The sequence below is a fragment of the Caballeronia sp. J97 genome, from assembly GCF_905220305.1.
Lineage (GTDB): Bacteria > Pseudomonadota > Gammaproteobacteria > Burkholderiales > Burkholderiaceae > Caballeronia.
Window position 1 is genome coordinate 143,391 of record NZ_CAJMZL010000006.1, and the last position, 13,900, is coordinate 157,290.

Sequence of the window (13,900 nt, forward strand, 5' to 3'; positions counted from 1 at the left end):
GACGACGTTCCGCGTCCATCGATAACGCGGCACGACCGCTAAGCATGCACGAGGACAAGTGCAGGCACGGTGCCGCAGTGATACAACAACGCCCGACCCATCTCTGCCTTCTTCATTAAATTGCCAAAAGCAGACCGGTGGTTGATCGGAAAATCGCGGTAGATCTGCAGCATGAAGTCGTCCATTTCCTGTCGCGTGGCGTTTCGTAGGCGTGGCACCAGTTCGTTCATGCTCGTGCTGCCTTCGAGCACCGGCAGTGCCACCCAGTCGAAGGCATTGGCGAAACCACTTTCCTCGGCAGACTTTTCTTCCGGGGAGCGGAAATCGATCACTTCGTGAAGGCCAAACGTCCGTAGTCGCGCGATGTCGGCGACGCTTGCCATGCCAGGATTGCCGCTGCGGAACAGTCGACCAGTACGCACACGCCTGCCGTCTCGGCTGCGCAGGCCAGCCAAGTCGCGCAGGTTATGAATGTTGTCGAAGGGCATCAGGTGAAGGCTAGGAACGCCTTCGAGAGCGTGGTTCGCTTCAAGGTTTTCTGCGGAGGTGACACCAGACAGGAGCGAGGAGGTTTGGTTCGACATGCGTGCTTTCCGATTCGTTGATCGCCGCGTGGGAGCAGGAGCAACACGATACCGCGACCTGAGAGATAAGAAACCCGATCCATTATCGTGGGAGTGCGATTGAACCGCCCTACCAGTGCTTGCAGCCTGAATAATTCCAAACATAACTTGTTTGACATAAAGGAATTTATCGATATTGGTTAGACATCCTAATGTCTTCCAAGGTGCGAGTGATCGTCGGGGTCGCTTTCGGCCTCGACGTAACTTAACCCTCAGCTCCTTTGCTGACTTACGGTGCCGCTTCGCCGCGGCCTTCGACCGGAAGTCACATCCCGGATCTTAAGTTAACGAATGAGTCATGTCGACCCGAAGCCGGCGTTGTGGAAAAGCGAAGATGATTCGTCCGTTCCCGAGCGACAACGGTCAATCACTCCTTCGGCTGCTTGATAGTTTTTAACTTCCTACTCCCGTCGCAATCGCGAACTCAAGCCGGTGAAATACACCGAAACGGTTCCATCCGGCGCCTTCACCGATTTCTTCTTGAGAGCCATTGTTCGCTTCGTTTAGGTTCGCGTCGCGGTTCTGCGGTTGGACGTGCCTGGCGACAAGCTTTCGTAATCAGGGTTATCGGCACTCGAATCCCGATGGACCCCCGAAGCTCCGGCGGTCAAAAATACCGCCCAGCGCTGCCCGGTAAGTGGCGCAGCGCTGATGGGAATGCGTCCGAGCCCGAGAGTTGAGCGTCTCAGAACTTATGGCGGAATCCCACCCGCACTGTCGTCTGCCGATTGCTCGTCGACGGTGTCAGGTTATTGATTGCAGCGACTGCAGGTGCGCCGGTTGAGTCGGTACCTGAAGCCTTCTGGTAGACACCGACGAGATATACGTCGGTACGCTTCGAGAGGTAGTAGTCGGCCCCCAGCGCACCCTGATAATACTTCGCGCCATCGTTCGACCCTGTTGGAGTCGACACGTCGCTGCCCTTGGTGTAGATAAACGCCGCGCCAAGAAGCAGCGACGGCGTCACTTGATACTTGAAGTTCAACTCGCCCGTATTGAACGTCGCCTTACCGGAATAGCCAAGGGGATTGGGCCCCGATGTTGCCGTATCGCCCAAGTCTTTGAACTGGACGTTCGAGTAGGTTGCACCGATCGTTGCGGCACCGAACGTGTACGCCGCGCCAGCGCCAATCACCTCGTACGTATGCGCCGAGGCATAGCCACTATAGACAGGCGACGAGATGAAAGTGGCGCTCGACGTCGCCGCTGTACTCGCTCCGTTGTCGCCAAAGAAGCCGACGTTGGGATTACGGGCGTTGAGGTAGGCGGCTCCTAACGTCAACGGGCCACTAGAATACGTGGCGCCGACGGACCAAATCTGATTCCTCGAGAAGTCGCCCGCAATACCGCCGAGACTATAAAGTCCGCCAAATGTCAGTCCCGAGTAGTTCGCGCTGGCGAACTTGATCGCATTGTTTACGCGAAACGCATTGTTGAAATTGTCGACGTCTCCGGGGTGAGCGGCAATGTAGCCACCCCATTGATCACCCACGATGAATTGCCCGAGATTATCTACAACTGAGTCGTACTGGCGTCCTAGCGTCACGGTCCCGAAGTTGCTCGACAGACCGACGTACGCTTGACGGCCAAATTCGAGTCCTTGCGTACTCCCCCGATTCTTCTGGCCAAGGGAACCGGTATTCGGATCGAAACCGTTCTCCATTACGAAGATTGCTTTCGTGCCACCGCCGAGATCCTCACTTCCGCGAAGGCCCCAACGACTTCCCTGAATAACGCCGCTGGACAAGTTGTAGAGGTTGTGCCCGCCGACGTTCGATGTCCAGTTGGCACCGTCATCGATGACGCCATAGAGCGTGACGCTGCTCTGTGCGTTAGCCGCGATCGAGAAGGCGCTCAGTGACGCGAGCGCGAGAACAGTCTTTTTCATTGTGTCTCCAAATATTATGAGTCTTGCCGTGTGACTCTTGCCGAGCCTTTGATTTAAGTCATCTAACGGGACGAACATTCGCGATGGCGCCATCCGCCCTTCTATAAAGTTGATGCTCTTTCTCTTTTAATAGGAATACGAATTAGATTGCGCGCTTTATCGGCTTTGAAAATCGAGTGGTATTTGCCGCTCCCAGAGGAACCGGATTGTTTGGCGTTGTCTTCGGCAGCCTACCGAAGCTGACTGTCAGTCGGTGAAATTGCGAGGGGCACGATTGCCGAAGCGCAGTGGGTCGCCATGCGCCGAGGTGAAGCCATAGAGCTCAGGAGATGTTGGCCCGTCCATCCATGTCGAGGGTCCGTCGGCCCAGAGAAGAATGCTCGCGCCATAACGCGACGAGAAAGAGACCTGGGTCCCCGGTTCCATGACGATAAAATCGCCTGCCTTCGCGTTCGAAGCGACGTCACGCGCGGCAAACGAGACATCGCCCGACAGAATGAACGCGTCGACCAAGCCGTGCAAAAGATGCGCCGGCACAACGGTGCCGGGAAGAAGCATGATTTGTGTCACGCGTCGGCTGTGCGGCGTCTGCGCGTAGTCATACACGAGTTTGCGCGTCAAGCCGGGCACGCGCGTGCCGCTCGCCTGAACCTGATCCAGCGTGATGCTCAGGTCCGGAAGATGCTCAGGGAACTCATTGTCGAAATCGGCATGCCGGTTACCTGCATGAAGCGAGTGCGTGACATCATGACCGTAAGCGACGGGACCTTCCATGCGGCCCACAGTCAGCGTTGGCAGGTAAGCGATCGCGTCGTGCGTGGAACCGGCGAAGTTGATCCCCAGTTGGCCCATGCCTGTGGCGCCCTGAAAATCCGTGAGCGCGCCAGACAGAAAATAGCTGAAGGCGGTGCCCAGGTGCTGATGGACCCCTGTGCGCGCCATGGTGTCGAAGGACATGAAGCCAAACGAGTGCCCAGTACGATCGTCCCGACGCACGATTTTTTGTGCAAGGCCGCTTTTGCCGACCCCTTGCCATGGCTTTTCCGAGACATCGAAGACATAGACGCCCCTCTCCTGGCGTGCGAGCACGGCGCCATTCGGTTCATTCAACGTGTTCATCCGTTTCTCCGGGTTCAGCGGACCACCTGATTTCAGGTTTCCGCGTTTATTTACTATCATTTGATACAATCTACCGACAGTCTCAGCAGCCGTCAATGGGTGTTTGTCGGATGCTGGGCCTAACCTACAATGCACTACCACCTTTCTCGTATCGAGCCCATGCAATTCAAGGAACTACCTGCGTACCGTCTACGTCGCGTGGCGGAGTCAGTGCTGGATCTCGCTGGAGAGTTGTTCGATCGACATCTCGAGGTTCGTGTCCTCGACTGGCGGGTGTTGGTCAAACTGGCGGATGCACCGGAAAGCAATTCGACGGATATCGGTCGCGACATGCTGCTGACACCAGTGCAAGCGGGACGCAGCCTCGTGAAATTGCGCGAGCTGAATCTTGTCGCGGCAACGGCCGACCCGCTAGATGGGCGCGCTACACGCTACACGCTCACGGAAAAAGGGCGTATCGCTTACGAGAAGGGAATGAAAATCGTGCTGGAAGTACAGGCGTTCGCGCTACGGGACCTGACGGCGATCGAGCAGGTCGCACTCAATGGACTGCTCGATCGTCTGGTTCAAAGCACCGCGTATTCCCCGGAAGATGTGAACCGCCTGTCGGATACGCTCTTCGGTCAAGGCGTCGACAGCGCGATCTGACGCGTCGGGGCGCCACGTCCTCGGCTACTCCCGCGCCTGTTGATAGGCCGTGGGCGACGCGCCGGTGACCAGCGAAAGACCGCCATCGATGTCGAGTGTCGTACCCGTGATCATGCGTGCGGCCGGACTTCCCAGAAAGAGGATGGCCTGTGCGATGTCATTCGGCGATAACCACTCGCCCAACGGGACCATCGATGCCACCTTTTTTCGCTCTTCGTCGGAGACATTCTGCTGCGTCATCGCGGTCCAGACAGGTCCCGGACACACCGCATTCACTCGTATGCCGACACCGGCCAGTTCGAACGCAGCGTGTCGTGTCAGGCCTAACAAACCCGCTTTCGCAGCGGTGTAGCTGACCCCTCCCGTGTACGAAACCCGCTTTGCAGCGAGCGACGCCACGTTGACCACGGCACGCCCGACGCCCGCCTTCAATCGGGGGACCATTTTTTGCAGGCAGAAAAAGCTGCCGCTGAGATTGACCCCGAGAACCCGCCGCCATTCTTCGGCGGTCGTAGCCTCGAATTGTCCGCGTGACACGATGCCTGCGCTGTTGACCAGTAGATCGACGCTCTTCACCGACGCCATGTCTATGTCTATCGCGCGCTCAATAGACGATTCATCGCCGATGTCGACGACGACCGCCATCAGACGCCAATTGTTGCGCTCGAATGCGATGCGCATCGCGTTGAGTGCCCGCTCGTCGCGATCGAATGCAATGATCCGCGCGCCGAGTCGCGCCGCCGCCTCGGCTGTCGCATAGCCAATGCCGCTCCCTGCGCCCGTGACGGCGACCGTCTTTCCACTGAACTCCATGCTCGTCTCCTTATGAATCACTGATGAATGAACACCGCCACGCTTGCTAGGGATAGACCTGATGCACTAACCGTTCCCCTGGTGCGCGTTCGCGTATATATTATCAAGTGATAATAGTTTGCGCCGGCGAAGCCGAGCGTGTCAACGGAGACAAGCGTGAATCGAACTCTCGAATCCCCCGCCATTGCACAGGTCGATCGTGCGACCGACTCCAGGGTTTTCTGGCGGCTCATCCCGATCATCCTCATCAGTCTGATCGTCAATCAACTCGACAAGGTCAATGTCGCGTTCGCGAAACTGCAGATGGCGCCCGATATCGGGCTATCCAACACTGCCTACGGCCTGGGCGCGGGAATCTTCTTCATCGGCTACTGCCTCTTCGAAATCCCGAGCAACATGCTGTTGCACCGGATCGGCGCGCGCACCTGGATCACGCGGATCATGGTGAGCTGGGGCGTGCTCTCGGCCTGCACGATGTTCGTCTCGGGTCCGACTTCGTTCTACCTCGTGCGCTTCCTGCTCGGCGTTGCCGAAGCGGGATTCGCTCCGGGCGTCATGCTCTATGTGAGCCAGTGGTTCCCGATGAGAACCCGAGGGCGGGTGATTGCCCTGTTCATGACGGCGTTGCCTATATCCGGTGTCATCGGGAGTCCGTTGTCGGCTTTCTTGATGACCGCGACGCCCGATTTCCTACCGATTCGTGGATGGCAGTGGATGTTTCTGTGCGAAGGACTTCCCGCGATTCTGTGTGGCGTGGCCTTCTGGATACTCGTTCCCGACAGGATCGAAGATGCGAAGTGGTTGAGCAACGCGGAGAAGGTCGCGCTCAAGGCTGAAGTGGGAGGGAGTTCCGCCCATCATCTGGGGAGTTTCAAGGCGGGGTTGCTGGACGTACGTGTATGGCTTCTCTGTGCGGTCTACTTCTCCTTTGTAGCCGCCCTGTATGGCGTCAGCTTCTGGCTGCCCACGCTGGTCAAGGCGCTTGGCTTCGTTGGCGTGCGGCAGATCGGTTTCATGTCGGCACTGCCCTATGCAGCGGCAATCGTGCTGATGTTAGTCCTCGCATGGAGCTCTGACCGGACAGGCGAGCGGCGCAGGCATCTTGCGTTCGCAGCGGTGATTGGCGCTACTTGCCTTGCGCTGACCGTGATGCTTCGTGCAACCCCGACTTATTCGTTCGTCGCGTTGATCGTTGCGATGGCTGGCATCGTGTCCACCATTCCGCTGTTCTGGAATCTTCCGACGGCTTTCCTGAGAGGCGCAACTGCTGCCACGGGGTTCGCCTTGATCACATCGATCGGAAATCTTTCGGGATTCGTCGCACCCTATCTTGTCGGCGTCGTTACAGACGCGACAGGCAGCACCGCGGTCGGCCTGTACTCGCTGTCCGCCGTTGCGATCTTTGGCGTACTGCTTGTTTTCATGGTACCGAGCGCTCTTGTGGAACACAGTCAACAGACCTCCTAAAGGAGCACGAGATGACAAGCAATACACGCGTCGCGGTGGTGACGGGCGGTGCTGCTGGAATCGGCGCCGCCATCGTCGAACAACTCGTTACGGACGGATTCATCGTCGCGGTGGCCGATGTCAACGAACCTGCCGCCAGAGAACTAGCTTCGAGACTGTCCGAATCGGGTAGTCGGGCTTTTCCCATTCATATCGACGTGAGCGATGCCGCATCGATCGAGTATGCATTCGAATCCGTCGCCCAAACCTACGGTCGATGCGACGTGCTGGTGAACAATGCCGGAATCGCTGGCACGTTCCCACTGATCGATTATCCGTTGGAACATTGGAAACGTGTCCTCGACCTCAATGTCAGCGGTCCCTTGTTATGTTCCCAGGCAGCCGCTCGAATGATGCGCAACGCCGGATGGGGACGCATCGTAAGTATCGCTTCGGTCAGCGGCGTGCGTGCGAGTGTCGGTCGAGCGGCTTATGGCACATCGAAGGCGGCACTGATCGGCCTTACCCGCCAGATGGCGGTTGAGCTGGCTGCGCTCGGAATTACGGCCAATTGCGTCGCACCTGGACCTATCGAGACGCCACTGACTCGCGAAGGCCACTCTCCGGCAACGCGTGAGGCTTATCATCGCGCGGTCCCGCTCAGAAGGTACGGTCAGCCGTCCGAGATCGCCGCTGCAGTCAGTTTCCTGTGTTCCGAAGGTGCTTCGTATGTCAGCGGGCAGGTTCTAGCCGTGGACGGCGGATTTCTTGCGGCAGGGCTTCTCGAAATCTGATACTTCGGCGGTTGCAAGCGCCTGACGATGCACGCTCGGGTCTTTCGTGACATCCATGCGGAGGTCGGTCTCCAGTCACAATAGTTTCCAGCGGAGCAAGTCCAGCCGTTCCGGCGGCGAGAGACATGTCGGCGGAACGCCACATAGGGGTAGTCTTGATTTCCGTGCGAAGTGTGCCAAGAACGCGGGCATCAGCTGATCGATGCTTGCGATGCTTTACCGAAGATGAGGGACGGCCCCTCGAAGTCGGCTTGCAGGAGCAGGCTTCAAACCGCCACAAGCTGCGTGGGTAAAGAGCCCCCGTGGTGACCGTTGTTGGAAAAGTCGGGGTTTATCCCGGCAGGTGGGAGTCAAAGAGACGAACGTGAGTGAACCGCTGATGACGTGTCGTAAAAGTCATGATCGATGTCAAAACCGGAGGGTTTGCACGCTCCGGGACGAGTCTGGGCGATGCCTGCTGACGGCCCATTCGGCATCCGGCATATAGGCGGCGTGACTTTGACTCAGGCTTCGGTAAGGAACTTGGGAACCTGTCGTCCTGATGCCAAGGGAGAATTCCAAGTCGTGCTGACGGATCGCAAAGTCTTCATTACGCCGATGGACACGGGTTTGCGAATCGCGGGCACGGTCGAGTTCGGCGGACTCGCACGAGAGCCGAATCACCGCCGAGCCGCTCTGCTGGCCAGGCATGGGAAGGAGGGGTTGCCGACCCTGAATCTGCTGCGCGGTTCGACAACGTGGATGGGGCATCGCCCCTGCATGCCAGACTCGATGCCCGTGCTGGGCGCCGTTCCGCGGTATGCTGGACTTTGGCTGGCGTTCGAACACGGTCGTCTGGGGCTAACGTCTTCTGCGACGACCGGACGGCTGCTGGCCGAGGCTATATGTCAGCGCGAGTCGCCCTCCGTGCTTGCTCCTTTCTCGACAATGCGCTTCGACAGTTCGAAGGACTGACCATTCCCCACATGGCCAAACGGCACGTCGCCGTCCTCGGAAAGCTTCAGGCTGAAGGCGAAAAGCACGGCCTTGACCCTCACGGCGACTCCGACACGACATTCCTGATTATCCAGTTCGACATCTTCATGCTTTACGCCACGGGCATCAGGGGCGGAGCATGCGTTTCGCCTAGCTGGCGTGACTAGTGCGGAGTTTGCTTACGCCGAACGGTCAACGCCGCGGTTGATGAGGCCGTGACGCTTGCCGCCTATTGGGGCGTCGCGAGCGATGTAAACTCCGGCTAAGCGTCCCGAAGCAATCTGGCCATCGAGCGATCAGGGCTCTGATGTCTGTGAATCGCACATCTGATGAACCCTGATTTCTAAGTGAGCCCAAGTCTTCGAACTCGTCCGCGTTTCTCATAGAAAGCGCAACGCCCATTGATAGAGTACTTGTGCAGACGTGAATGAGGCATAGTCATGCCAATCATCATCTTTGCGTTCGTCCGCGAAATCCGAGACGCCTTTCAAAATGAATACTTCAGGCCGCCCGTGTCCGAGGTACTTGACGGCGCACGCAACTCCGTAGCCCTCCATCTCCACGCCAATTACTTTCCGATGTATGGCTTCAAGTCCCTGTGCAACGTCACTATCCGCAACGACAGCGGTACCAGTGAACATCGGACCGACGCGTAGCGCAGGAACTTGCTCCGGGCGTTTGGGTCTGAAGCTATCGGCAATACTTTTCATGACGCCTTCGCCTCTACAAAGCCGCTGTATCTGTGAAATCACAACGGGATCAATGTCGATAACTCTTGGAGCGGGGCGGAACGCTGGCTTGCCGTCTAATACTGCGTGCTTTCCATTTGTGTAATCCCAAACGGCCTCCGCCATCACAACATCTCCGAGGTTGCAACTATCACGCATTCCTCCGGTGATCCCGGTCATAGCGACATATCGAGGCCGGAACCGCGCTATCGTCGTTGCAGTGAGAGCAGCAGCAGCCGACATACCGGGCTCCATACATGCAGCCGCAACAACATGGCGTTCTCCACTTTTCGACTTAAGTACACCTTCAAAGTAAACAATCGAATCGTTGGATTCTTCTAGTTCATGCCATGAACAAGGAAGTTCGAGGATCGCTTTCAGCTCCGGCTCATAAAGCGCACAGATGATCACAAGATCCGTTCGGCTTTCGGCGTCCTGGGGAACTACTCCTTTCTCAACATGCTGTAAGAACTTTTCCAGCGTCTCTTTCCACACGCTCGAGGAGTGATCGTAGTGGATGAACCCAAACGCGCTTTCGGACAGAGCTTTTCCGCATCGTTCGTCTGCGTCATCATATTGCGATATACCGACGAGGTACTTGGGCCTTCGTAAAGTGGAGTTATTCTCAATCTCCCTGATGAGTCGGCCACCGCCCCCAACGTCTGGAGTTTCCCCGGTTCGAATCGGAATTTGAATGTCGAGTAGAGCAGCATCATAGCTCTCTCTTGTGAGCAGTCGCTTTGCTTCAACCAAGTCTGACGCTCTCTCTAATGAGTGTCCTTGACCCGCGACCACATCCTCGATCTCTCGCGCCTTTTTGTCGTCGTCTTCTACGAGTAATACCTTGATTTTCATTCTTGAGTTCCCGATTTTTCAATTAGTTCGCGAACACGATCCTTCCAATCGCTAGAGGCGGCACTATAGGAAGCAAGTCCTAGATAATTGTCGCAGTATGTGTCTTTCAACTGCCTATCAAGTTCGTTTGCCGTCACCTGACTCTCACCTTCACCAAGCACCTCAAACATCGTGAAAACGATTATCGGCTGGCGAATCCTTCGGCTCGACACTTGCGCCAGGATATCGCGCCCAGCGAACGGTCTGATTCTGCCGCCGCCTTCAGCTGGAGTTCTGTCGAAAGTGGGCATCGTCATATCCAAAAATACAACGTCGTACCGGCTTTGAAGCATTGCTTTCAGTCCGCTTTGATATGAGCGAGTCTCTGTGCAAACGCAATCGGGATAGGCTTCTCGAAGGTAATCGGTCAGTTGCTTTCGCTTGTTGTCATCATCTTCAACGACCAGAATATTCATCAAAGGGGCTCCCACCTGTCATGTTAAGTTTTAGAAGGAAGTGAGTTGGGTTTTCGTATCCAAACCAGAGTCCTAGTTGGCTTGCGAAATCGACTCTGACAATCTTGGCGATCTTGAAAAAACCGGAACCTCCTTCTCTCCGCACTGTGTCGGTGCTCTTATCTGACAACACAGCCTCCAGTCTCTCTGCTAGCTTAACATTCTGCTCTGTTAGCTGAACAGGCTCCGCGACAGCACTCGCAAGTCGAATTTCTATCTTTTCGGCGTCCACTGTACATTCAAGTTCCGCGCTGATGCGTCCGTCCGGCCGGCCACAATGCTTTAACATATTGTCAAACGCGATAAAAAGAATTTCGACAATTCCTTTCCACGTGGTTCCTGGGAATATCTTGACCGGAACACTCCGCACCTCGAGGTCTAATGAGTGTTGCGGATAACAGCGACTAACCATTTCAAGAGCGACGTCAAGCGCAAACTTGAATTGATATTCTGAGAGGCTAGCGTCGGAGCTCCGCGTAAACCACTCAGCAATATCGTCGATCTCGCTTTGCATGTCTGTCCGTGCACGAAGCAACGTGGATCTTAAACGCTGAAGACTCGATTCATCTTGACTGTATCCGATCTCATTTAGGCAGCTGTCAATGACGGCCGCAAATTCTGCCTTAAATTCATCTTTCAAAACGGATCGGATATTCGTAAGAGCGACATCCGTCTTTTTCCAAAGGAAATGGAACACTGCCTCCAGCGCCTGCTGGTGACCCGAAGTTGCATCCAGTGCTCGACTAAGTTCAGCGACATCCGACGTGGAAACAGTAAAGTTAAAAAACCCCTCGGGATTCTTGTCCTCGGTCCTGATTTGTATCCATTTATCGCGGAGCTTTGCGATCAGCTTGTCTGCTGATTGGGATAGGTCGCGAAGCGCACTATCGGCACGGTCGATGTCCACCTCGTCGACATCGTCCTCCGCGAGTGCGCCTCTCCAAAAATCGTTTCCGTCGTAGGTTCCTCGTTTGTTCTTCTGAGAAACCAAATGCGATTTTTCTAGAACACTTCTCAATTGACCGGACAGTGTACCGTGCCGAATTCCCACGCTAAGATAGACGTCAAGACCATGCTCGTTGCTCGAAACAAATCTATCTCGCACCAAGTGCAGTAATTGAAGAAGGGCGCTCCGTCGTTCGTTTACCGGCAGTACAAGCACCACACTTCCAAGTTCACCCTCAGGGCTTAGGCGAATAACTACGTCCGACTGGGCCGGGCCATCTTTAGGCAGCGTTGTGTACCGTGTATAAAGTTCAATAAAATCCTTTTCCACGGCATCTTGTATGCCGTCGATATCCACTTGAATACGACTTTTCTCAATTAGCTGGACCCCTTTTCGGATCAGTTGTCGCTGCGTTATCTGGGCAATTTCCTCTGTGTACAAAAAGCGCCGATCCTCGTCAAGTTCAATCAACCATTGAAGAATCGCGACGCGCTCGTCAAACACCTCCGTTGGGGTGTCATAGGAAACATGCGAGTCCAAGATTTCCGGCTTGCACATAGCGTGAAGGAAAAATATTAAAACGTGTACGTTCCAACCGGAAACACGGGTCCGAAGTTCGGTAGGTTTCCCAACACCAATCCCGCTCAAAAATTGTTCACATTTGATTGAAAGGTCGTTTTCTGCGTCGGGAGAATACAATTCGGCCAAAAGTCCGAAGCAAGCAGTAACGAAAATATCCGGCACAGGTTCAGCGTCGTTTATTATCGATTCTTTGTAACGGTAAATTACTTCGCCAAGTTCAATACGCATGGACATTCGGGGCCAATTGCAGAGAGCCTCGGCTGCAACTCGAGCCGCATGTGCAGGTTTGCCTTTCTCCAAGTACAAGCTCAAGAGCAAAATGATCGCAGATTGAGCGTCCAATGTGTCACTAGGATAGGGCGGCGTCGCCAATGAAGATATCTCGTCGATCGCTTCGTCAAGTTGATTCGCCTCGCGAAGCCTGTTCGCCCGATAGCGCCGTGCCCGAAATGAGGGAATCGCCGTGGCATCAATCACAGGCAGGCCGCTTTCTCCTTCAGTCCCAAAAGCTAGAAATCGGAAAGTCAATGAACTCGATATCGATGATTCGCGCGCGTCGGCACCGAAAAGATGGAGATGGAGCCTCGGACTCGCAGCATGTCCGTTAAACATCCCAATTTCAAAAGTATGCTCGTGGTATTCCTGTCCCGTCGCAACAGTTTCTCGGGAGATTACCGCAAGTAATTCTGCGGCCCATTGACTGTAGTGAAAAGTTTGGACTATCTTTGCCAACTGTCCGTACGCAAGATCGGCTCGGTCGGTCTTCCGCAAAAGGTTGATATAAGGGTCGAGAAGAAAGGAATAAGCGGAATTTTTACCATCACTATTTCTCGGGGTTCTGGCCGCACTTCGACAAAAGAGTTCAACCCCGCGCCCATATTCATCTAGCGGCAGTGACTCGGTCATGAGTTGTACATTCTCATAGTCGCCGCGCGTGTAGCTGTCTACAATTGAGGCATATCGAGTTATTGAATCTTGTTTTTGAGACGAGTAACCTTTATGGAGATGTTTCGTGCCAGCGAAGCGCATTACAAGGATCGCGATTCTGTCGTCACATATTTTATCTGCCAGCGCTTGCATTGGCTCACGAAAATAGCTCCAAGCTGCGCGATTGTACTCGGTTGCCGCAACCGCCTGTGCCACTCGAATGAAAGTCAAGTACCTGTCGATTATTGAAGAGCCCCGTTCAAAATTTATTGCGGTTATTAAATTCGGGAGGCCTCTTACGGGAAATATATTCAGATGAAAATCTAGGTACGAGACGCTGGAACGTGGCTCAGAGGGGTCGTTCTTATACGCGCGAGCAACCGCAGCCTGATATCGCGCTGGCGAGACGGTTTTTTCGGCCCGCAGACTGAAAAAGTAGACTAGAGATCGGAGCGCGCCGCTGACGGCGTCTGAATTTCGTATCTCGTTCGCTACTGCCTTCTGCGCATCTACTCCGTTAAGTTGCTCAAGAATCGCAAGACGGTTTGATAGCGACCAGAGAGAAACTCCAGATTCATCATCGAGGAGATCGAGGACGGCAAGCGCCTCTTCAAAATTCTGACTCAGTACGTGTCCATCAAACGCAGCCTCGCATTTCAGAAAAGTCTTTACAACATCATAAAAGGCTCGTATTTCGGCGGCTGCAAGTTGAATGTCATCTCTTGGGTTGTCCGAATAGAAAATATGTTTCCAGACGCACAATTCAGAATAGGTCGCTGGTCGTACGATCCCAAAAACCTGATTACGCTCGGGGGTCGTGCGTCGGAGCTCGCTTAGCGCGGCGCACATAACATCAAAGGGAAGGGCGGTCAGTTCGGAGTAGGCAAGGCTCGCACCCTCCTCGACGTTGAATGCGTATGTATGCAGCTTCTCATGTTTGTTTTTTCGGCTTTTTGGTATAAATAGCTTTGAACGTGCCACACATGCCCCCATGCAAAACAGCTTTTTGAGTCATTAAGTCGATTTCGCGAACGCTTCGGATATTCACGGAGGAGCTCCGGT

The 13,900-nt window shown here is 55.0% G+C and carries 12 protein-coding genes; 4 read left to right on the forward strand and 8 right to left on the reverse strand.

What is annotated here, in order from left to right:
• Positions 1 to 38: 38 nt before the first annotated feature.
• The 3 genes from U4Y90_RS11725 to U4Y90_RS11735 form a co-directional block, all read right to left on the reverse strand.
• Positions 39 to 584, reverse strand: a complete 546-nt coding sequence (locus U4Y90_RS11725; RefSeq protein WP_321794732.1) for a tyrosine-protein phosphatase — start codon at positions 582 to 584, stop codon at positions 39 to 41.
• A gap of 724 nt (positions 585 to 1,308) precedes the next feature.
• Positions 1,309 to 2,511: a porin gene (locus U4Y90_RS11730; RefSeq protein WP_321794733.1), complete on the reverse strand. Its 1,203-nt coding sequence runs from the start codon at positions 2,509 to 2,511 to the stop codon at positions 1,309 to 1,311.
• 246 nt (positions 2,512 to 2,757) lie between these two features.
• Positions 2,758 to 3,630: a cupin domain-containing protein gene (locus tag U4Y90_RS11735; RefSeq protein ID WP_321794734.1), complete on the reverse strand. Its 873-nt coding sequence runs from the start codon at positions 3,628 to 3,630 to the stop codon at positions 2,758 to 2,760.
• A 159-nt stretch (positions 3,631 to 3,789) separates the two neighbouring features.
• Between U4Y90_RS11735 and U4Y90_RS11740 the strand changes: the two genes are divergently transcribed.
• Positions 3,790 to 4,278: a MarR family winged helix-turn-helix transcriptional regulator gene (locus U4Y90_RS11740; protein WP_321794735.1), complete on the forward strand. Its 489-nt coding sequence runs from the start codon at positions 3,790 to 3,792 to the stop codon at positions 4,276 to 4,278.
• Positions 4,279 to 4,302: 24 nt separating this feature from the next.
• On the opposite strand, the gene U4Y90_RS11745 is transcribed toward U4Y90_RS11740, so the two are convergent.
• Entirely contained in the window at positions 4,303 to 5,091 is a 789-nt protein-coding gene (locus U4Y90_RS11745; RefSeq protein ID WP_321794736.1) for an SDR family NAD(P)-dependent oxidoreductase, read from the reverse strand.
• A 156-nt stretch (positions 5,092 to 5,247) separates the two neighbouring features.
• Between U4Y90_RS11745 and U4Y90_RS11750 the strand changes: the two genes are divergently transcribed.
• The 3 genes from U4Y90_RS11750 to U4Y90_RS11760 all read left to right on the forward strand — a co-directional run bounded on the left by U4Y90_RS11750 (position 5,248) and on the right by U4Y90_RS11760 (position 8,285).
• Entirely contained in the window at positions 5,248 to 6,558 is a 1,311-nt protein-coding gene (locus U4Y90_RS11750; RefSeq protein ID WP_321794737.1) for an MFS transporter, read from the forward strand.
• Between the two features lie 11 nt (positions 6,559 to 6,569).
• Entirely contained in the window at positions 6,570 to 7,331 is a 762-nt protein-coding gene (locus U4Y90_RS11755; protein WP_321794738.1) for a 3-oxoacyl-ACP reductase FabG, read from the forward strand.
• 450 nt (positions 7,332 to 7,781) lie between these two features.
• Positions 7,782 to 8,285: an FAD-binding oxidoreductase gene (locus U4Y90_RS11760; protein ID WP_321794739.1), complete on the forward strand. Its 504-nt coding sequence runs from the start codon at positions 7,782 to 7,784 to the stop codon at positions 8,283 to 8,285.
• Here the strand turns inward: U4Y90_RS11760 and U4Y90_RS11765 are convergent.
• From U4Y90_RS11765 to U4Y90_RS11780, 4 genes are all read right to left on the reverse strand, one after another.
• Positions 8,219 to 8,368 (reverse strand): hypothetical protein, encoded by a 150-nt coding sequence (locus U4Y90_RS11765; protein ID WP_321794816.1) that lies wholly within the window; start codon positions 8,366 to 8,368, stop codon positions 8,219 to 8,221. The two genes, U4Y90_RS11760 and U4Y90_RS11765, sit on opposite strands and share 67 nt — an antisense overlap.
• A 318-nt stretch (positions 8,369 to 8,686) precedes the next feature.
• Positions 8,687 to 9,889 (reverse strand): hypothetical protein, encoded by a 1,203-nt coding sequence (locus tag U4Y90_RS11770; RefSeq protein ID WP_321794740.1) that lies wholly within the window; start codon positions 9,887 to 9,889, stop codon positions 8,687 to 8,689.
• Entirely contained in the window at positions 9,886 to 10,344 is a 459-nt protein-coding gene (locus tag U4Y90_RS11775) for a response regulator (protein WP_321794741.1), read from the reverse strand. The genes U4Y90_RS11770 and U4Y90_RS11775 overlap by 4 nt, the downstream gene beginning before the upstream one ends.
• The gene (locus U4Y90_RS11780; protein ID WP_321794742.1) at positions 10,325 to 13,819 is read right to left on the reverse strand and encodes a hypothetical protein; all 3,495 of its coding nucleotides are present in this window, start codon (positions 13,817 to 13,819) and stop codon (positions 10,325 to 10,327) included. Before U4Y90_RS11780 ends, U4Y90_RS11775 begins: the two co-directional genes overlap by 20 nt.
• Between the last annotated feature and the right edge of the window lie 81 nt (positions 13,820 to 13,900).